20 protein-coding genes, 1 tRNA gene and 3 pseudogenes are annotated in these 18,731 nt (G+C 37.6%); 19 read left to right on the top strand and 5 right to left on the bottom strand.

Annotated features, from left to right (window positions below):
* Positions 1–137 precede the first annotated feature (137 nt).
* On the top strand, positions 138–1,898 hold the full coding sequence (locus GQO39_RS05630; RefSeq protein WP_156851330.1) for a hypothetical protein: 1,761 nt from the start codon (positions 138–140) through the stop codon (positions 1,896–1,898).
* A gap of 126 nt (positions 1,899–2,024) precedes the next feature.
* Positions 2,025–3,113, top strand: a complete 1,089-nt coding sequence (locus tag GQO39_RS05625) for a COX15/CtaA family protein (protein ID WP_156851329.1) — start codon at positions 2,025–2,027, stop codon at positions 3,111–3,113.
* 24 nt (positions 3,114–3,137) lie between these two features.
* Here GQO39_RS05625 and argC read toward each other — a convergent pair whose 3' ends face one another.
* Positions 3,138–4,073, bottom strand: a complete 936-nt coding sequence (argC, locus tag GQO39_RS05620; protein ID WP_156851328.1) for an N-acetyl-gamma-glutamyl-phosphate reductase — start codon at positions 4,071–4,073, stop codon at positions 3,138–3,140.
* Between the two features lie 346 nt (positions 4,074–4,419).
* Between argC and glyA the strand changes: the two genes are divergently transcribed.
* The 6 genes from glyA (at position 4,420) to nusB (ending at position 8,965) form a co-directional block, all read left to right on the top strand.
* Positions 4,420–5,733 (top strand): serine hydroxymethyltransferase, encoded by a 1,314-nt coding sequence (gene glyA, locus GQO39_RS05615; protein WP_156851327.1) that lies wholly within the window; start codon positions 4,420–4,422, stop codon positions 5,731–5,733.
* A 13-nt stretch (positions 5,734–5,746) separates the two neighbouring features.
* Positions 5,747–6,229: a transcriptional regulator NrdR gene (gene nrdR, locus GQO39_RS05610; protein ID WP_156851325.1), complete on the top strand. Its 483-nt coding sequence runs from the start codon at positions 5,747–5,749 to the stop codon at positions 6,227–6,229.
* Positions 6,222–7,349, top strand: coding sequence for a bifunctional diaminohydroxyphosphoribosylaminopyrimidine deaminase/5-amino-6-(5-phosphoribosylamino)uracil reductase RibD (gene ribD / locus GQO39_RS05605; RefSeq protein WP_156851323.1), 1,128 nt, complete (start codon positions 6,222–6,224; stop codon positions 7,347–7,349). The genes nrdR and ribD overlap by 8 nt, the downstream gene beginning before the upstream one ends.
* A complete protein-coding gene (locus GQO39_RS05600; RefSeq protein WP_156851321.1) occupies positions 7,331–7,948 on the top strand; it encodes a riboflavin synthase in 618 nt (205 codons plus the stop codon). The genes ribD and GQO39_RS05600 overlap by 19 nt, the downstream gene beginning before the upstream one ends.
* Positions 7,949–8,030: 82 nt before the next feature.
* On the top strand, positions 8,031–8,492 hold the full coding sequence (locus GQO39_RS05595; protein WP_156851319.1) for a 6,7-dimethyl-8-ribityllumazine synthase: 462 nt from the start codon (positions 8,031–8,033) through the stop codon (positions 8,490–8,492).
* A gap of 2 nt (positions 8,493–8,494) precedes the next feature.
* Positions 8,495–8,965, top strand: coding sequence for a transcription antitermination factor NusB (gene nusB, locus GQO39_RS05590; RefSeq protein ID WP_156851317.1), 471 nt, complete (start codon positions 8,495–8,497; stop codon positions 8,963–8,965).
* Positions 8,966–9,036: 71 nt separating this feature from the next.
* On the opposite strand, the gene GQO39_RS05585 is transcribed toward nusB, so the two are convergent.
* Complete coding sequence (locus GQO39_RS05585) at positions 9,037–9,516, bottom strand: outer membrane protein assembly factor BamE (protein ID WP_156851340.1); 480 nt, start codon at positions 9,514–9,516, stop codon at positions 9,037–9,039.
* Positions 9,517–9,738: 222 nt separating this feature from the next.
* Here GQO39_RS05585 and GQO39_RS05580 point away from each other — a divergent pair, with 222 nt between their 5' ends.
* The 5 genes from GQO39_RS05580 to GQO39_RS05560 all read left to right on the top strand — a co-directional run bounded on the left by GQO39_RS05580 (position 9,739) and on the right by GQO39_RS05560 (position 13,646).
* The gene (locus tag GQO39_RS05580) at positions 9,739–10,302 is read left to right on the top strand and encodes a YceD family protein (RefSeq protein WP_156851315.1); all 564 of its coding nucleotides are present in this window, start codon (positions 9,739–9,741) and stop codon (positions 10,300–10,302) included.
* A gap of 146 nt (positions 10,303–10,448) precedes the next feature.
* Entirely contained in the window at positions 10,449–11,519 is a 1,071-nt protein-coding gene (gene plsX / locus GQO39_RS05575; protein ID WP_156851313.1) for a phosphate acyltransferase PlsX, read from the top strand.
* 49 nt (positions 11,520–11,568) lie between these two features.
* Positions 11,569–12,543 carry a beta-ketoacyl-ACP synthase III gene (locus GQO39_RS05570; protein WP_156851311.1) on the top strand — a complete coding sequence of 325 codons (975 nt, stop codon included), beginning with the start codon at positions 11,569–11,571 and terminating at the stop codon, positions 12,541–12,543.
* 77 nt (positions 12,544–12,620) lie between these two features.
* On the top strand, positions 12,621–12,947 hold the full coding sequence (locus GQO39_RS05565; RefSeq protein ID WP_007553997.1) for an integration host factor subunit alpha: 327 nt from the start codon (positions 12,621–12,623) through the stop codon (positions 12,945–12,947).
* 195 nt (positions 12,948–13,142) lie between these two features.
* The gene (locus GQO39_RS05560; RefSeq protein ID WP_156851309.1) at positions 13,143–13,646 is read left to right on the top strand and encodes a MerR family transcriptional regulator; all 504 of its coding nucleotides are present in this window, start codon (positions 13,143–13,145) and stop codon (positions 13,644–13,646) included.
* Between the two features lie 45 nt (positions 13,647–13,691).
* Here the strand turns inward: GQO39_RS05560 and thrS are convergent, their stop codons facing one another.
* The 3 genes from thrS to GQO39_RS05545 all read right to left on the bottom strand — a co-directional run bounded on the left by thrS (position 13,692) and on the right by GQO39_RS05545 (position 16,570).
* The gene (gene thrS, locus GQO39_RS05555; protein WP_156851307.1) at positions 13,692–15,668 is read right to left on the bottom strand and encodes a threonine--tRNA ligase; all 1,977 of its coding nucleotides are present in this window, start codon (positions 15,666–15,668) and stop codon (positions 13,692–13,694) included.
* 119 nt (positions 15,669–15,787) lie between these two features.
* Positions 15,788–16,141, bottom strand: coding sequence for a membrane protein insertion efficiency factor YidD (gene yidD / locus GQO39_RS05550; protein ID WP_156851305.1), 354 nt, complete (start codon positions 16,139–16,141; stop codon positions 15,788–15,790).
* Positions 16,142–16,570 (bottom strand): iron-sulfur cluster assembly scaffold protein, encoded by a 429-nt coding sequence (locus tag GQO39_RS05545; protein ID WP_156851303.1) that lies wholly within the window; start codon positions 16,568–16,570, stop codon positions 16,142–16,144. It abuts the gene before it with no gap.
* 125 nt (positions 16,571–16,695) lie between these two features.
* Between GQO39_RS05545 and folE the strand changes: the two genes are divergently transcribed.
* The 6 genes and pseudogenes from folE to GQO39_RS05520 all read left to right on the top strand — a co-directional run.
* Positions 16,696–17,316: a GTP cyclohydrolase I FolE gene (folE, locus tag GQO39_RS05540; RefSeq protein ID WP_007554013.1), complete on the top strand. Its 621-nt coding sequence runs from the start codon at positions 16,696–16,698 to the stop codon at positions 17,314–17,316.
* Positions 17,317–17,454: 138 nt separating this feature from the next.
* Positions 17,455–17,539: transfer RNA gene (locus GQO39_RS05535), tRNA-Leu, on the top strand.
* A 229-nt stretch (positions 17,540–17,768) separates the two neighbouring features.
* Positions 17,769–17,912 (top strand): annotated as a pseudogene (locus tag GQO39_RS09465) (hypothetical protein); the annotation flags it as partial.
* A 113-nt stretch (positions 17,913–18,025) separates the two neighbouring features.
* A pseudogene (locus tag GQO39_RS09495) lies at positions 18,026–18,133 on the top strand (phage integrase central domain-containing protein); the annotation flags it as partial.
* Between the two features lie 67 nt (positions 18,134–18,200).
* Positions 18,201–18,335, top strand: a complete 135-nt coding sequence (locus GQO39_RS09400) for a hypothetical protein (protein WP_256375698.1) — start codon at positions 18,201–18,203, stop codon at positions 18,333–18,335.
* A 66-nt stretch (positions 18,336–18,401) separates the two neighbouring features.
* Positions 18,402–18,731: pseudogene (locus GQO39_RS05520) on the top strand (hypothetical protein); the annotation flags it as partial.

The following is an 18,731-nucleotide window of genomic DNA, read 5'->3' as shown; positions in this document are numbered from 1 at the left end:
TTTTGAGATATTTCTGTACATTTTTTCTTCATTTTTAGGCTTTTCTTATCTCAGAATAATATGACTTAAAGTTAAGAGGATAGTTACTACTTTCTCTTAATAAAAAGATATGAAGTATTTTACTGGTTGAAATAAAGATGAGTCTTAAGAATAATAAAAGACTGTTTGTACGCATGAAATTACGAAATGTTTTGTCCATTTTGCTGTTAGTAGTGCTATGTACATTTTTGATTTTGTTGTATTACTTTATTCAACCACGGATATATCGGGCAACCTTAACATTTTCGTTATCTGATTCTGTGGGAAAACCATTGCCAATTGATAAACAAAACAATGTTCTCTCCTTTTTATTTTTACAGCCTATACTTTTAAATGATTCAAACTTACATAATTTTTCTTTAAATATTTATCAGAAGAAAGATTTGCGTGAAAATGTTCGTTTGTCTCGTAATGGTGATCTCATTGATCTTACTTTTGAAGCTGAAACTTTTGAAGCTGCTCAACATGGGTTAGAGGATTTGTTTTCTGCATTTTCACAACCAATTGTAAAAGAAAAAGTACTGTTAACGGAAAAGAAAGCGGACCAGCACTATGATAAGGCAACGGTACGAAATATAATGCAAGACTTTCGTTCATCTGTTGATTCTTTTATTTACCGCAATGTAAAACAAACAGAGCTTAAAGATCTTTCTGTGCAATTAACGGAAGCAACTTTAAAGCGTATTCATTTAACGAGTTTGTGCTCAGCTATTAACATGATGCGTGAAAACGGACAGTCTTTACTGTCTTTATCATTTATTGCAAGTAATTCAATGATTTCTGCATTAGAATCTAAGCGTGATCTTTTGGAGACACAAAGAGCACATATGGTTGCACAATTAGGTTGGACACATCCTCAAATTAAGGCAATGACTGCGGAATTAGAGGTAGTTTCTCATCAACTAGAAAATAAAATTTTGCAGATTGTTCATCAAGTTCATGCAGACGAAGCCATTGCAACGGAATTTGAAAACCAGCTAAAAGAAAGGATTGGCCTTTTTGTGACAGATCAATCTCAATCTTTAAATCAATTATTTAATGAACTCGAAAATAAAATAAAAGCCGTGGTAGATGCTCAAAACAAAGAGACAAAAAGAAATTCTTCTCTCTTGCAAAATACAAAGATTCATGTGGTTATGCCAACAACATTAGCGCCAATTTCTTTTATGGCTCTTTACGGAAAAAACATTATTATTGGCGTGTTTGCAAGCTTAATCATTCTTTTGGGAGGCGTGTTGTTGTTTCATCAATGCTCTGGAACAAAAAAAGATAAATTGGAAGAGAATAGCTCCAAAAACAATGAGAGCGTTTTAGTATCTAAGAGAACGAAAAACCTTGAGTCTTTTATTACAATAGAGGAATTATCTGATTTTTTGAAATATCGTGCTTCAACGGTTGTTTCAATCATTGGGCTAGAGGCTGCACGGACGGCAGCAAAGCTCTCTCTTCATCTCGTAAAAGAGCGTAAAACAATTCTATTGGTAGATATTTCTGGTCAACAAATAGAAAAAGTTATTGGTCCACATCGGGGATTGAGCGATATTTTAACTGGGAATGCCCAGTTGCAGGATGTTATTTATCGTGATTATGACACTGGGGTTGATATTCTTCCTCAGGGGCTAACGAGTGCTGTTTGTGCACAAGATTTTTCAAATGATATCCCTAATCTAGTACAAGAATTTAAAAAAGATTATGATTTTATCATTTTGGAAATGGCGAGTGAGCCCAAATATGGATTTGAGCAATTTGCAGAGTTAACAGACCATTACATTTGTAGTATGGCTCTTAGTGAACAGGATTGGATGATGCAAATGGTGAGCAGGTTTCCAAAAACTGTTTACCGTGTGGTTACATCATAAATATTGCAGAATGCTAATCGCATGTTGTAAGTGGTATGCTTGTCTTGTGTTAAACTTGCTGTACATATTAAAAATAGCTAAGACTTAATATTTAGATTTTGAAATAAGTTGTGGTTGGAGAAAGACGTGGGGCAATTAAAGATGGCTGTAAAAAGATTGAATGATGATGTTTTGACACCGTTGCAAAAGAAATATCGAAAACAAATTCAAGTGTGGCTTTATTTTATTTTATTTCTTTGTTTGGCAATTGTTTTAGTGGGAGGGGCTACCCGTCTGACAGGATCAGGGTTATCGATAACCGAATGGAAGCCTATTCACGGTGTCATTCCACCAATTGGTGTGGAGCAATGGCAAGAGGAATTTTTAAAATATCAACAGATAGCGCAATATAAGCTGCTTAATCGTGATATGACGTTAAGTGCATTTAAGGTGATTTTCTGGTGGGAATGGGCGCATCGCGTGTTGGGACGTCTCGTTGGTCTTGTGGCTTTATTTGGTTTAATTTGGTTTTGGGCGACGAAGCGTATTGAAAAAAATATTTTGCTCCAACTTATCATTGTGCCGATACTTATTGCATTTCAAGGTTTTATTGGTTGGTGGATGGTGGCTTCAGGTATTGGTCAAAGTGACTTGACAAGTGTAAGCCAATATCGTTTAGCATTTCATCTTATAACAGCATGTTTTGTTATTATTTTTGTTACTTATTTATCTCGAGGATTCACAGAATACTCAGAAAAACCAACAAATCAAAGAATTCAATATTTTGCCGGTTGGCTTGTTTTTTTCATTTTGATAGAGATTTATTTAGGTGCTTTGGTTGCAGGACTCCACGCTGGGAAAGTTTATAATACGTGGCCACTTATGGATGGGCAGGTTATTCCTGATGGATTGTTGCAGCATAATCCTGCTTGGCTCAATTTATTCGAAAACCCCTTAACGGTTCAATTTGTTCACCGTTTTTTTGCTTATTTTTTGTTTATTGTAGCAGTCATGCATGCACTGTATGTACAAAAAAAACTTCCACATTCAACCCATTCTCACCGTGCATTTATTATATGTATTATGATCATTATTCAAGCACTTTTGGGTATTCTTACTCTGTTACATGAAGTTCCCATAAGTTTGGGGCTCATTCACCAAAGTGTTGCATTAGCAATCTTATGTTTTTCAGTTGCACATTGGCGAGCAACAAAAGGAGCTTATCCGTGCTGTTGAGTAAAAGTTTGCACTCAGAGAAGTTTATCCTCCTAAAAGCATTAAGTCGAGATTTTGAACAGCAGCTGCGGATGCACCTTTCCCTAAATTATCGAATATGGCACAAAGATTGAAAATTCCTTCACGTTCATTGCCAAACACGAATAATTTCATCCCATCTTTATGTGCTAAGCATTCTGGATTGAGTTTTGTGAGAGCATCTGTTTCTTCTTGTGAAGCAACTGATATGATGTTCTGCCCATCATAGTGGTTCTCAAGAATTTCACGTAGATTAGAACAATTGGCTGATTTTGTAAATAAATGGCGATGTAGTGGAAGATTTACAATTATTCCTTGGGGAAAACGACCTACACTTGGTACAAAAATTGGTGTTTGGTTGATCTGTCCATGGATTTTAATTTCTGGGATATGTTTGTGTGCGAGATTGAGACCATAAACAAAATAATTTTCTTGAATATTATTTTGTTGAGATAAGTTTTCCATTTGTGCAATCAATTGTTTCCCACCACCAGTATAGCCAGAGATTGCGTTAATTGATATGGGATAATAAGCATCTAGCAGACCGGCTTCACGGAGAGGCCGAATCAAACTAATTGCGCCGGTAGGATAACATCCTGGATTGGTCACGTAGTGTGCTGCTTGGATACGCTTTTTTTGTCCTGCCGTCATTTCAGGAAAGCCGTAAACCCAGTCTGCTGCAACACGGTGGGCTGTGGAACTATCAATAATTCTAATATTTTTATTATTTTTAAGCCAGTTAACTGTTTCGCGTGCAATATCATCTGGAAGACACAAAATGGCAATATCGGTTTGATTAAGATAGTCTCTTCGGATATCAATGTTATGCCGATCTGTATGAGCAAGAGAGAGTAATTTAAAATCTGAGCGCTCTGCTAGCCGTTTTTGTATCTGTAATCCGGTTGTTCCATGTTCACCATCAATAAAAACTTTCGTTGTCATTCTACTAGCCTTGAATTCATTTTTTGCAGCCATACTCAGTTTATCACATTATCAATTATTTTAAATTATTACCGATTTAAATGATAGTTATTAAATTATTGAATTTCTTGAGATTATATATCTCTTTGCTTTTAAAAAGTGTGACAAGTAAGAGTAGATGAGAGGAAACTTAATACCCATTTTGCAACATTTTTGTGTGGGGGGAGAGCTTTGTTGTTTATGTTACCAAGGATAAGATAAATATTTATACCATTTTTGAGTGAAAATGGTTTAAAGTGTTTGGTTTGCGTGATTTGCTATGTTATCGTTCAATGACTTTATTTTTTTAATGTTAGGAATGTGTTTTATGACTCAGCAGCAAAATGACACACAAAAGCGCTTTTTTAATGATACTTTACAAACTGTTGATATTGAAATCTTTGATGCAATGAGGAGGGAGTTTGAGCGTCAACAGCATGAAATTGAGCTGATTGCTTCAGAGAATATTGTTTCAAGAGCTGTTCTTGAAGCACAGGGGTCCGTTTTAACCAATAAATATGCAGAAGGTTATCCAAGAAAGCGTTACTATGGAGGCTGTCAATTTGTTGATGTTGTTGAAGATTTAGCAATTGAAAGGGCAAAACAGCTTTTTGGTGCCACTTTTGCGAATGTTCAGTCCCATTCTGGTAGTCAAATGAATCAAGCTGTGTTTTTAGCTTTACTTCAGCCTGGTGATACATTTATGGGATTGGATTTAAATGCTGGTGGTCATCTTACGCACGGTTCATCTGTCAATATGTCCGGAAAATGGTTTGATGTTGTGTCCTACGGTGTGCGTCAAGAAGATCAGATTCTTGATATGGAGGCAGTTGAGCGTCTTGCAAAGGAACGTAAGCCCAAACTTATTATAGCAGGTGGTTCGTCTTATCCGCGCTTATGGGATTGGAAACGGTTCCGTGAAATTGCAGATGAGATCGGTGCTTATTTCCTTGTTGATATGTCTCATATTGCGGGTTTAGTTGCTGGCGGTGTTCATCCTTCACCTGTTCCACATGCGCATATTGTAACAACTACTACGCATAAATCATTGCGAGGCCCTCGTGGTGGTTTGATATTGACTAATGATGAAGCTTTAGCCAGAAAGATTAATTCGGCGATTTTTCCCGGTCTTCAAGGTGGTCCTTTGATGCATGTGATTGCGGCTAAGGCTGTTGCATTTCAAGAGGCTTTACAGCCTTCTTTTAAGAGTTACAGTGCTAATGTTGTTGCCAATGCTAAAATCTTAGCAAAAACATTACAGAGTAATGGTTTTAATATTGTGTCTGGCGGTACAGATAATCATTTGTTGTTGGTTGATTTGCGTTCCAAAAATGTGACAGGAAAACGTGCTGAATTGGCTTTAGGACGGGCGCATATTACCTGTAATAAGAATGGTATTCCTTTTGATCCTGAAACGCCATCTATAACATCAGGAATTCGTTTGGGTTCACCTGCTGCGACAACGCGTGGTTTTGCAGAAAAAGAGTTTATTCAAGTTGGTGAATTGATTTCAGAAGTTCTTGATGGACTTAAGGTGGTAAAAGGCGATGATGAGAATCATGCCGTTGAGATGGCTGTTAAGAAAAAGGTGGAGGATATAACGAATAAATTTCCTCTTTACTCTTATCTTAGCATTTGTTAAGGGCACAAAACAGATGCGCTGTCCTTACTGCCAATATGAAGATACACAGGTTAAAGACTCGCGTCCTGTGGAGGAGGGGGCAGTTATTCGTCGACGACGTGTGTGTTCTATATGTGGTGGTCGTTTTACAACTTTTGAACGTGTTCAATTACGTGAGCTCTTAGTCTGTAAAAAAAGTGGTCGATGTGAGCTATTTGATCGCGATAAGTTGATGCGATCAGTTGATATAGCTGTGCGTAAACGCAATATTGATCCAGACTATATTGAGCGAGCAATTTCTGGCATTGTACGCCAACTCGAGAGTTTAGGAGAACCTGAGGTTTCTTCAGAAAAAATTGGGCTTCTTGTGATGGAAGCTTTGAAAAGCATTGATGATATTGCCTATATTCGTTTTGCTTCTGTCTATCGAGATTTTCGTAATGCAAGCGATTTTCACGATGTTATAGACGAGTTGTCAAAGAGTATAACTGGTACAGAATCTCGTCTTGATGAATAAAAAAGTGCAAGATGAACGGTTCATGGCTGCAGCTATCCGTTTAGCGGAGCGTCATGTCGGTCTTACGGGTGAGAACCCTTCAGTTGGCACGTTGATTGTGCGAAACGATGAGGGTACGGGAACATCCATTGTTGGTTATGGTGTAACAGCTATTCACGGAAGTCCTCATGCTGAAGTGCAGGCTTTGCAAATGGCGGGTACTTTAGCTCAGGGTGCTACCGCTTATGTGACTTTAGAACCTTGTTCGCATTATGGCAAAACTCCGCCGTGTGTGAATGCGCTTATTGATTCAGGTATTTCACGAGTTGTTATTGCTCTTACTGATTTAGATAAGCGAGTTGATGGTCGTGGTATTGCTCTTTTACGTGCGGCTGGTATTGAAGTGGTTGAAGGCATTCTAGCTGAAGAAGCTTTTGCAGCGTTGTGTACGCATTGGTGTATAAGGAAGTTACAACGCTGTGCTGTTACTTTAAAAATGGCAATTTCTGCTGATAATGGTGTTGGAAAAAAAGGGCAGGGTGGAATAAAAATTAGTGGAACGATTTCTCACACGCATACTCATATTTTACGTGCTCAAAATAATGCTATTCTCGTTGGTATTGGCACTATACTAGCGGATGACCCACAATTAAATTGTCGTTTGCCAGGGATGGAGATGCGTTCGCCGATACGTATTATTTTGGATGCAGATTTATGCATCCCACTTGATGCAAAAGTTGTCCAAACAGCAAAAAGAATTCCTACATGGATTATTTGTGATACAAATCTTTCCCCAAAAAGCAAAATGAGTACGCTGGAGCAGTGTGGTGTATCTGTGTATTCGGTAGAAATGAGCAATGGTTGCATACAGCCCTTTGCCATTTTACAGCTGCTTTATCAACGTGGAATCAATAGCATTTTACTTGAGGGAGGTGTAAAGACAGGGGAAAAGTTTTTAAATGCTGGTTGTGTGGATCATTTGATATGTTTTTATGCACCCGTTATTTTAGGAAAAAACCGCATTGAAGCCCCTCATTTTGGAAATTATCTCTCGCAATTTCATGAAGTTGAGTCAAGAATGTTTGGAAATGACCGTTTTTATAAATGGAGGCGTAAAACGTTATGTTCACAGGGATTATAACGGATATCGGTTGTGTTGAATATGTTCAACCTTTAGTGCAAGGAGTGCGTTTAAATATTGCTACACGCTATGCTGTAGAAAGTTTAGAAATTGGTGCATCAATTGCGTGTTCAGGAATTTGTCTGACAATCGTTGAGAGAGGATCAAAACAAGCGAATACCAGTTGGTTTGCTGTGGAAGCGTGGGAAGAAGCATTACGTTTGACTAATCTTGCACAATGGACAAAAGGAACTTGTATTAATTTAGAACGTTCACTCAGACTGGGTGATGAAGTGGGTGGACATTTGGTTTTTGGTCATATTGATGGTTTGGCTGATATCATTGATAAGAAAAATGAAGGTGATGCAGTTCGTTTTTTCTTACAAATCCCAACACGATTTACGTCCTTTATTGTAAATAAAGGTTCTATCGCACTTAATGGGACGTCTTTGACTGTTAATTGTGTTGAGGATTGTATTTTTGATGTTCTGATTATTCGTCATACACTTGAAATGACGACTTGGGGGCAAGCTCAGATTGGAGATCAGGTCAACTTAGAAATAGATCAGTTTGCTCGTTATGCTGCAAAATTTTCAGGTTTTAGAATAAAAGATGAATAAGCAAAATTTTATTATTAGTTTTTAGAACTTTGTACTCTATGACTTTAAATTCTTTGCTTCCTTTTTCTTGTGAGATTTCGTTATGATAAAAGAGATACATCAAAAGCCACATTTACTGATTGTTGAAGCACGTTTTTATGATGGAATTTCTGATGCACTTCTTACAGGTGCAGTGAATGCTTTGCAAAAAGCCGAAGCAAGCTATGATATTGTAACAGTTCCTGGAGCATTAGAAATACCAAGTGCAATAGCTTTTGCTGAAAAAAATAATAATAAGGTATCTTACGACGGTTATGTAGCACTTGGCTGTATTATTCGTGGTCAAACATATCATTTTGAAATTGTTGCAAATAATTCTTGTCGCGCATTAATGGATTTAACTGTTCATAAACGCTTGGCGATTGGAAATGGTATTTTAACTGTTGATGATGACAAACAAGCATGGACGCGTGCAAAACAGGATAAAAAAAATAAAGGTGGTTTTGCCGCTGAAGCTGCTTTATGTATGATCGCTCTAAAAAAGAGATTTGGAGATAATCATTAAATATGTCTGATATAAAAGGAAGACATTCTCCGTGTTTAGCCAACAAACGAGGAGCAGCAAGGCTTGCTGCTGTTCAAGCACTCTATCAAATGGATATAGTCGGTTCTGGTGTAATGGAAACGGCAGCTGAATATGAGGCTTATCGTTTAGGAAAAGATATTGATGGGGATCAGTATCTTGACGCTGATTTTCAATGGTTTTTGGCTATTATCACGGGTGTTGTACAGAATCAAAAACAGCTTGATCCTATGCTTCATCAACAACTCTCCGCAGAGTGGTCGCTTTCGCGCCTTGATTCTATACTACGCGCAATTTTGCGTGCAGGTTTATGGGAGTTGATCAACCGTCAAGATGTGCCTGTTGCTGTTGTTACGAATGAATATGTAGATATAGCAAAGGCATTTTTTGACGGTGACGAACCAAAGCTCGTCAATGCAATTCTTGACAGTATGGCAAAAAAAGTTCGCTCCTAAAAGCAATGCTACAATCCCAATGTTATCAGTTCTAACATCACTAGGATTGTATGCAAGCCGTTATACTTTAATTAGTTATAAGTTGGTAAATTCGCAGGACCTTTAATAATTTGGATTAAGAAAGGCTGCTCTCTTGTAGCAGTTGGTGTTGTTTGTGCGATGAAATCAAATATTTGACCATTTTGTAGACCATAGTTGGCTATTTTAGTAACTTGATTATTTTTATTGAAGTAAATAGCCAAAACTTTACGATCAATAATTTTAGTTTTCATAAACTGCATCGCACGGTAGCGAGTTTGTGAGATATAATAGAAAACCTCATTATCATATTTTGTTTTTAGCGAGGGAGTCCCTAAAGTTAAAATAACTTGCTCTTGGCTTGATCCAACAGAAATGGAACTAAGAGCATTCTTATCAAGGATGTAACCTTCTTGGTAGAGTTGGCTTGTACCTGAAGAATCAAGAATACTACAACCGGCAATTGCTGCCATACTGGCTATTAATAGACCAATCAATAACTTCTGTTTGATTAAGGCCACTATGTGAGGCACCTGAAACAATGATATCTTCCTTATGCTTAAATATATGACAAGAAGGTAACCTCAATTTTTTCTCATTTTAGCTTAATCTGCCATAGCATACATTGAGTTTCCCTGTTATAAAATAGATTATGCCATACAGAATTTCTTTAGAAAAGAGAAAAATGAATGAAATGTACTTTGGCTAGATAAAAGTGCAGTGTATTACACCCTTTATGTATTTGCGAGTTGTCAATGAATGTTCAAAGTGTTTCTCAAATAACATTTGCTTTGGCTCATCCAATATCAGTACGTTCTCTTCCCGCCAAAGGTATAAGGGTTCATATTTGTGCGAACCAGCGAGAGTGTGCTCATTTAGCTAAGAATCATGATTTAGTTGAAGTAAAGATGTGTGAGGGAAAATTTCATATTTTTCCGTGGAAAAAGCGCGGGGTGCGTATAAAAGGTCTATTGCGGGCGCGTATAATGCAGTTATGTGTTGTTACGTTAGAACCACTAGAAAATATTCTCCGTGAAAATATTGAGGTTGTTTTTGTTCCTGAAGATTCAAATTTGATGAAGCCAAAAATGTCGGAGGATACAGGAGAATTGTTTTTGGATGTGGAAGGGCTAGATATTCCAGAGGTATTTTATGGTGATAAAATTGATATCGGTGCAGTTATGGAAGAATTTTTTGAGTTGTCCATTAATCATTATCCGCGCAAAGAGGGGGTAAAGATGCGTGTGTTTGAAGATTTGGAAGAAGCAGAGCAAAAATTATCGCCATTTTCTGTTTTGAAAAGTTGGAAGCAGTTGTAAAAATATAAAAAAATTATCTATTGTATACCATTATAAAAACGGTATTTTCTGCGGAGCTATTTTCACATGCTATGCTTTGTAGTTGTTCAATAGCAAAAAGTTATAATATGCGTTTAAAAGCGTAAAAAGATGTGGGATATGCGAACGTGATTAGAATTTCTGTGGATGTAATGGGTGGTGATTATGGTCCGGAAGCAACTATTGCAGGAGCAGCAATTATACAAAAAAAAATTTCCAATATTTATTTTCTGTTTTATGGAGTAGAGGAGCTTGTTAAGCCAGTTTTAAAGAAATACCCTTGTTTGGCTTCTGTGTCGCGCTTCTATCATACAGAAAGTTATACACGTATGGATGAGAAGCCAAGTCAAGCACTTCGCAATGGGCGCGGTAAATCATCAATGTGGTATGCAATTGAAGCAGTAAAGAATGGCGAAGCAGATGCTTGCATTTCTGCTGGCAATACTGGTGCACTCATGGCAATGTCTTATTTTTGTTTGAAAATGATGGCAGAGGCTGAGCGTCCTGGGATTGCGGGTATTTGGCCGACGCTTCGCAGTGAAAGTATCGTTTTGGATATTGGCGCGACGATTGGTGCATCTGCTAGCCAATTAGTTGATTTGGCGGTGATGGGGGCAGGTATGTTTCGCGCTTTATATCACACTGAAAGGCCAAGTGTTGGGCTTTTAAATGTGGGTGTTGAAGAGGTTAAAGGCCTTTATGAAATTAAAAAAGCTGGAATGATATTGCGTGAAGTGCAATTAGAAGGATTAGAATATAAAGGATTTGTTGAAGGCAATGATATTGGAAAGGGAACAGTGGATGTTGTTGTAACGGAAGGGTTTGCTGGTAATATTGCTTTAAAAACCGCAGAAGGGACTGCGAGACAGATAGCGGAAATCTTAAACTCTGCACTGCGCAGCTCTTTTTTTACATCTCTTGGTTACTTTTTGTTGCGGGGTGCTTTTCGTACGCTGAAACACAAAATGGATCCAGATAGGGTGAATGGTGGGGTGCTTTTAGGTTTGAATGGTGTTGTCATAAAAAGTCATGGCAGTGCTAATGCTAACGGTTTTGCTTCTGCTATTCGCGTTGGTTATGAGATGGTTAATAATGGACTTTTAAGAAAAATAACAGCTGATTTACGACGCTTTCATGAGAATAAAGAAACACTTTTTGATCAAGAAGATGAAGTGAGGATGAATGAGGAGTCCTTATGATAAGCTTTTATAATATAAGTAAAAGGTATGAAGAAAAGGTTAGGGATGAATGATTCGATCCGTTATACGTGGTGTAGGAAGTGCCTTGCCCCAAAAAAGCTTGTCGAATGATGAGATTGCGAAGTTTGTTGAAACATCTGATTCATGGATTGTTCAGCGTACAGGAATACGCAAACGTTACATTGCCAATGAGAATGAAACTACTGTTTCTTTAGGAGTTGAAGCTGCACAAGCAGCACTTGTGAATGCTGGACTCACGATAAAAGACATTGATTGTATTATTTTAGCAACCTCAACACCAAACCATACTTTTCCTGCTTCTGCTGTTGAAATTCAATATGCTTTGGGAATGAGCCATGGATTTGCTTTTGATATTCAAGCTGTTTGCTCCGGTTTTATTTTTGCTTTAACAACAGGAGATAGCTATTTACGCTGTGGAGCAGCAAAAAGAATTTTAGTTATTGGATCTGATACATTTTCTCGAATTTTGGATTGGAAAGATCGTACTACATGTGTTTTATTTGGTGATGGGGCTGGAGCTGCTGTTTTGGAAGCGCAGGAAAATGAAGGGAGGGTTGCTTTTGATTGTGGCATATTGTCTACGAAATTGCGCTCTAATGGTGCTTATATTGATAAACTGTATGTTGATGGTGGTCCTTCAACAACGCAAACAACGGGTTATTTACGCATGGAAGGACGAGAAGTTTTTAAATATGCAGTAGGCATGATAACAGATGTGGTTGATGATTGTTTTGCTGCCGCGGGTATAAATTCATCACAATTAGATTGGTTTGTGCCTCATCAGGCTAATAAACGTATTATTGAAGCATCAGCTAAAAAATTGGGAATTTCTTTAGATAAAGTTGTAATTACTGTTGATCAACACGGTAATACATCTGCAGCGTCGGTGCCATTGGCTTTAACAACGGCTCTTTGTGATGGAAAAATTAAAAAAGGCGATCTCATCATGCTAGAAGCTATGGGGGGAGGGTTTACATGGGGGGCAATTCTTATTCGTTGGTAGATTATAGTCGCTTGACCATATTTGAATAAAACGTATAAGTCATTTTGTAATTTTAAATATTTAAATAGGTGGTTATAATGACAAGTAAAACAGTAACGCGTGCAGATTTAGCGAGCGTAGTTTGTAGGAGAGTGGGCTTGTCACACACTGAATCGGCAGCTTTGGTTGAGTTGGTTTTAGACGAAATTTGCAATTCGCTTGTGAGAGGTGAAGCAGTTAAATTATCTTCTTTTGCGACTTTTCAAGTCCGCAATAAAAGTGAACGCGTTGGACGCAATCCCAAAACCGGTGTTGAAGCACCGATTCCACCGCGACGTGTCGTAACATTTAAAGCTGCAAATGTACTTAAACAAAGAATTTTAGACTCGCATCGTGAAAGACAAAAGAACAACACTGTTAAATAAGCCCTGTTGCTGTGTCTAGTATTTGTTAAAGAGATTTAGGTAAGATGAGAATTTGGAATCTTGTTTTAAGTAAACGGCTTTTTAGTTAAAATGTAGTCAAGTATGGTCCTATTTTTGACTAATCTTGTTGAGAAATTTGAAACTTGATAGATCATTATAGAATCGTTTCTAGTGTTTTAGATAGGGTGTTGCAAAATGGATAAGAGCTCTGATGCTTTTCGCACAATTAGCGAAGTAGCCGAGTTATTAGAGCTTCCGCAGCATGTCTTGAGATTCTGGGAAACACGTTTTAGGCAAATTAAGCCAATGAAGCGTGGTGGTGGGAGGCGCTATTATCGTCCAGTTGATGTTGATTTACTCAATGGTATTAAACAGTTACTATACGAGCAGGGGTATACGATAAAAGGTGTGCAGCGTCTTTTGAAAGAGAACGGTATTGCTTTTGTTACTGCATTTGGTAATGGCGATCTTGATGCCATGAATGTCGTGATAGAAAAGAAACGTGCAGGACAAACTTCCGAATCTACCAGCAGCAAGCCTAAGAAATCTTCTTTTGGGCTTTTGAATTTCATGAAGAGTGAAGGAGAGGCGCCTGTCGGTTCCGTTAATGTTTACAAAGACAAGACTGATAAAGCATTGTTACAGGAAATACTTTTTGAATTAATTGAATGTAAACGAGTGCTTGACAGAGCTCGGTAACAATGCCTCTCTTCATTTTATAGTTTTTTTATCTTTTAGCGTATGTTAAGCGTTTATTAAACGGTATAAATCTGGTGCTGTTGCTTCATCTGCTAGTTGCTTAATTGCTTCTTCTATAGACAAGAAGACTTGGTCCGTAGTTCCTAAGCGGCGCATGTTGACGCTATTTGTCTCAGCCTCACGTTTGCCACATACCAAAATTATGGGAACTTTTTGTAAAGAATGTTCTCGTATTTTATAGTTAATTTTTTGATTACGAAGATCTGATGTCGCAGAAAGCCCAACAGCTTTAAGTTTTGCTGTTATTTTTTTTGCATATTCATTTGCTTCTGATGTAATTGTCGCTACAACCACTTGCTCAGGTGCAAGCCAAAGTGGCATGTGTCCAGCAAAATTCTCGATTAATATACCAAGAAAACGTTCCATTGATCCAAAAATAGCACGATGAATCATGACTGGTTGACGTTTTTCTGAATCTTTATCAATATAAAATGCACCAAAACGTTCGGGGAGATTGAAGTCTATTTGTGTTGTTCCACATTGCCATTCACGACCAATAGCATCCTTTAATGTGTATTCAAATTTTGGACCATAAAATGCACCCTCACCTAGAAGGATATTTGTTTTGATTTGTCCTGAGAATCTTGTTTCAATAGTTTTAAGGACGGATTTCATAATATTTTCTGCATGATCCCATAATGCGTCAGATCCAACTCGTTTTTCTGGGCGTGTTGAAAGTTTAAGACTAATTTCTTTAAATCCAAAATCAGCATAAGTGGATAAGATCAAATCATTAATATTGAGGCATTCATCGGCTAACTGCTCATCTGTACAAAAAATATGCGCATCATCTTGTGTAAAGCTACGTACACGCATAAGGCCATGGAGAGATCCTGAAGGTTCATAACGATGGACAAGACCGAATTCAGCAAGCCTTATAGGCAAATCGCGGTAAGATTTTAAACCATGTTTAAAGATCTGTACATGACCAGGGCAATTCATTGGTTTAAGAGCGCAAACATTTTCATTGTTCCAATCTTCAGCTGCTGGAATTACTTTGAACATATTCTCCTTATACCATTCCCAATGGCCAGATATTTCCCAAAGTGATCTATCGAGAACTTGCGGTGCATTAACCTCAGCATATTGATGATCATCAAGACGTCTACGCATATAGTTGGTCAAATTTTGGAACATTTTCCAGCCTTTTTTGTGCCAAAAAATCATTCCTGGCCCTTCTTCTTGAAAATGAAACAGGTCCATTTCACGTCCCAAGCGGCGATGATCACGTTTTTCAGCTTCTTCTAGTATGTGTAGATAAGCTTTTAAGTCATTTTCGTTTATAAACGCTGTACCATAAATCCTCGTTAGCATTGGCTTATCGGCATCACCACGCCAATAAGCTCCTGCAACTTTCATCAGTTTGAAGGCATTCCCAATTTGTCCAGTAGATTGCATGTGCGGGCCGCGGCAGAGATCAAACCAATCACCTTGATAGTAAATTTTTATATCTTGATTTGCAGGGATGCTATCAATAAGCTCAACTTTATAAAATTCACCTTTTTCAGAAAAAATCTCTCTAGCTTTTTCACGAGACCAAATCTCTTTTTTGAAAGGCTTATTGCGTTGAATAATTTCACGCATTTTTTTTTCAATGATGGTGAGATCATCTAATGTAAAAGGTTGTTGACGTGCAAAATCGTAATAAAAACCATTTTCAATAACGGGGCCTATTGTTACTTGCGTCTCAGGAAAAAGTTCTTGTACTGCTTCAGCCAGGACGTGTGCACAATCATGACGTATGAGTTCAAGAGCACACGGATTTTCTCGGGTAATAATTTCTATTTGGCCAGATTCTTCTATGGGATCCGAGAGATCTCGAACGCTTCCGTTAAGGTTATAGGCGATTGCTTTTTTTGCAAGCGATTTAGAAATTGATTCTGCCAATTCCAAGCCAGTCATTTTGGTGGGATAATTACGTTTTGAACCATCGGGAAATAAAAGAGAAACAGAGCACGACATAAAACACCTCTTTAATCCAATTCCGCCAACGATTGCGGATGGTCTTGTAAAAACTTCGTAATAATCAGTTAAGGCCAATAGTTTTATTTTTTATCAATACATACGAAAAAAGAAAAGAACTATTTGTTATGTTTTATAGAAATTTTCCAGTAATGCCAAGGTTTATAAAAACAACAAGAATTTCCAAGAGAGGTGGGGACAGGATCAAATCCATATGTTCCAAATGGACCACAACGCATGATACGAAAAATCCCCATCCATGCACCAGCCCATAGTCCATGGCGTGCGATCGCTTCATAAGTGTATTCTGAACAGGTTGGAGCATGGCGACATTGATTTCCTATAAAACTAGAAAGTGTTATTTGATAAATACGTATCAAGAAAATGCCCAATAATCGTCCAGGTGTTTTTTGCCAAGATCCCGTATAATTTCGAGTTTGTCTCTTTTTTCGTTGAGGTTGTGATTTGAACATTTATTTTTCTTCAATTTGTTTAATACAATCTAAGGTTGCATCGAAGGGAAGCATTGTTGATGAGTGACGTGCTTTATAGTTTTTAATGGGCTGTAAGCAAGAAAATGCTTCAAATGGGGCTTGAGGAGGGGGACCACCTTTCGTTAGCATATGATAAATAACTTCACGTAACATTTTAAGATTTTCTGTTGTTTGTCCTATAATATGAGATGCTAAAAGTGAAGCTGAAGCTTGTCCTAACACACATGCATGTATTTCATGGGCAAAATCTGTAACAATGTAATCTTTTACTTTTAGATCTACAGTGATTGTTGAACCGCAGAGGTGTGCATGCTTTTTTGAAGTTGCATCTGGATGATTCAGATATCCGATTCTGTTTATATGCGCGGCATATTCAAGTATTTTATCACTATAGATATCGTCAATCATGAGCCATTGCCTGAAATTTCGAGAGTCGTGATTGTTTAAGCTTTTAATTCACTTATATAGAGATTATACAAAATAAAACAGATATGTGGCAAATGCTTTGTAAAGGGTGAGTTTGGAGTTTTTAAATGCATAATGTTATTAAAGGAGGTACAAAAGATCCATTTTTATCTGGGAAAAAGCGTCCTAGCTTTGAAGAGGTGGAAGCGGCGATTCGTACATTGCTTTTATGGGTGGGAGAAAATCCAAATCGAGAAGGGCTTTTAGATACTCCAAAACGTGTAGCTAAAGCATATCGCGAGCTTTTTACAGGTTATAGCAAATCGGTTGAAGAAATCTTGGGCACAGTTTTTGAAGAGGTTTCAGGATATAATGAATCTATAATAGTGAAAGATATTTCTTTTTATTCACATTGTGAGCATCATATGATTCCAATTGTCGGTAGAGCTCATATCGGGTATCTTCCAGATAAAAAGGTTGTTGGCCTTTCAAAAATTGCGCGTGTGATAGAAGTTTTTTCTCGTCGTTTACAGACACAAGAAGCTATGACAGCTCAAGTAGCTCATGCTTTAGAAGAACATCTTGAGCCCCGCGGTGTTGCAGTATTGATCGAAGCTGAACACATGTGCATGGCTATGAGGGGGATTCAAAAGCAAGGTGCTACGACGATTACAACAAGTTTTCATGGTTGTTATGAACAAGATCTAGGTATACAGGCTCATTTTATGATGATGATTCAAAGGCCATAGTAAAATCTTATTTTGAAGTCTACATTTTAAGCTATAGGCTATTCAAGTAAAATAAATCATGAGAAAGCGAGAATAGGCTTGTACCTTGCTTTATGATTTGTTAAAGCCAAGATAATTATATGTTTTGCTTCACCACATGCGGTCGTGGCGGAATTGGTAGACGCGCAGCGTTGAGGTCGCTGTGGGGCAACCCGTGGAAGTTCAAGTCTTCTCGACCGCACCAGTTAGAGATTTCCTACAGTCTCACTTGATGTTGTTGTTTATCTTTTTTTATTGTTTTTATTTAATTAATTGTCTTTTATATACGACATTGCTATCTGATGAATCTGTCAAAAGCGCAATTCAAAAGGTGGTTTAAAAAGTAATAGGAAAACAAGAACCGTGATAGATTATCCGCCTTATCTGTAAAAAATTTACCTAAAGGTAAATATGCGGATGGAGTTGGGCTATGGTTTATCAAAACGGCACAGAATCAAGGGCGTCGAGTTTTTCGATTCGATTTCAATAAAAAACGTCGTGAAATGGGATTAGGCTCTTATAGCGTTGTATCTTTGAAAAAGCAAGGTTTAAGACTACAGCTTGCCGTGATCTTTTAAACCAAGGTATTGACCCGATTCGTAAAAAGGAAAATGAAAAATTACGGCGGGCGGTTGATAGTATTTTTTTAAGAGAAATTATTTTAAGCGCTTTTGAAGCTAAGAAAAGTGAATTGAAGAATGAAGGAACAGCAGAAAGGTGGTTAACACCTCTTACATTGCATGTTTTTCCTGAGCATGGAGATATAGCAATTACTGAATTGACGCAGATTGATATAAAAGAGTGCTTATCCCCTATTTGGAAAACTAAAAACGAAACAGCAAGCAAGGCTTTATCGTGTTTGAATATTGCTAATAAAACATGCCGCAGCACGTGGCATAGATGTGGATATGCAATTGGTACCAAAAGCAAAAGCCTTATTGGGAAAATTTATTCAAAATATTCCGGCTATGCCATGGAAAGAAGTTCCTGAATTTTATTAGCCCTTAGATGATAATATTGTATCAAATTTAGCCTTAAAGCTTTTAATTTTAACAGGTGTTCGTTCAATGCCAATTAAGCGTATACGGTTGGAGGAGATTAATCAATCAATATGGATAATTCCAAAAGATGAATTAGCCAAACGGCTGGAGTGGTTAGTTTGTTCGAGACAGTTGTTTTTTGAACTTGCTTCTATTGAAGCAGAGAGCCTCTCCAAGATTGAAAGAGCCGCACGTTTTTTGTTTCTCCAACGTTGTGTCATGTATGGGAAAAAAGAGTATGTCTCTTTTGGTTTTGGAAGAAAAAAAACTACGACTTTTAATCCCGATAAGCTTTTGGCAAGAATGAGGCGTGTAAGGCAAAAGCTTCTTGATACGACGATCTTAAATCTGTCATGG

Origin of the sequence: Bartonella refiksaydamii (genome assembly GCF_902652675.1) — a bacterium.
GTDB classification, from domain to species: Bacteria; Pseudomonadota; Alphaproteobacteria; order Rhizobiales; family Rhizobiaceae; genus Bartonella; species Bartonella refiksaydamii.
The sequence above is the reverse complement of the archived record's forward strand: the minus strand, read 5'-3'. Positions and strand labels throughout refer to the sequence as shown.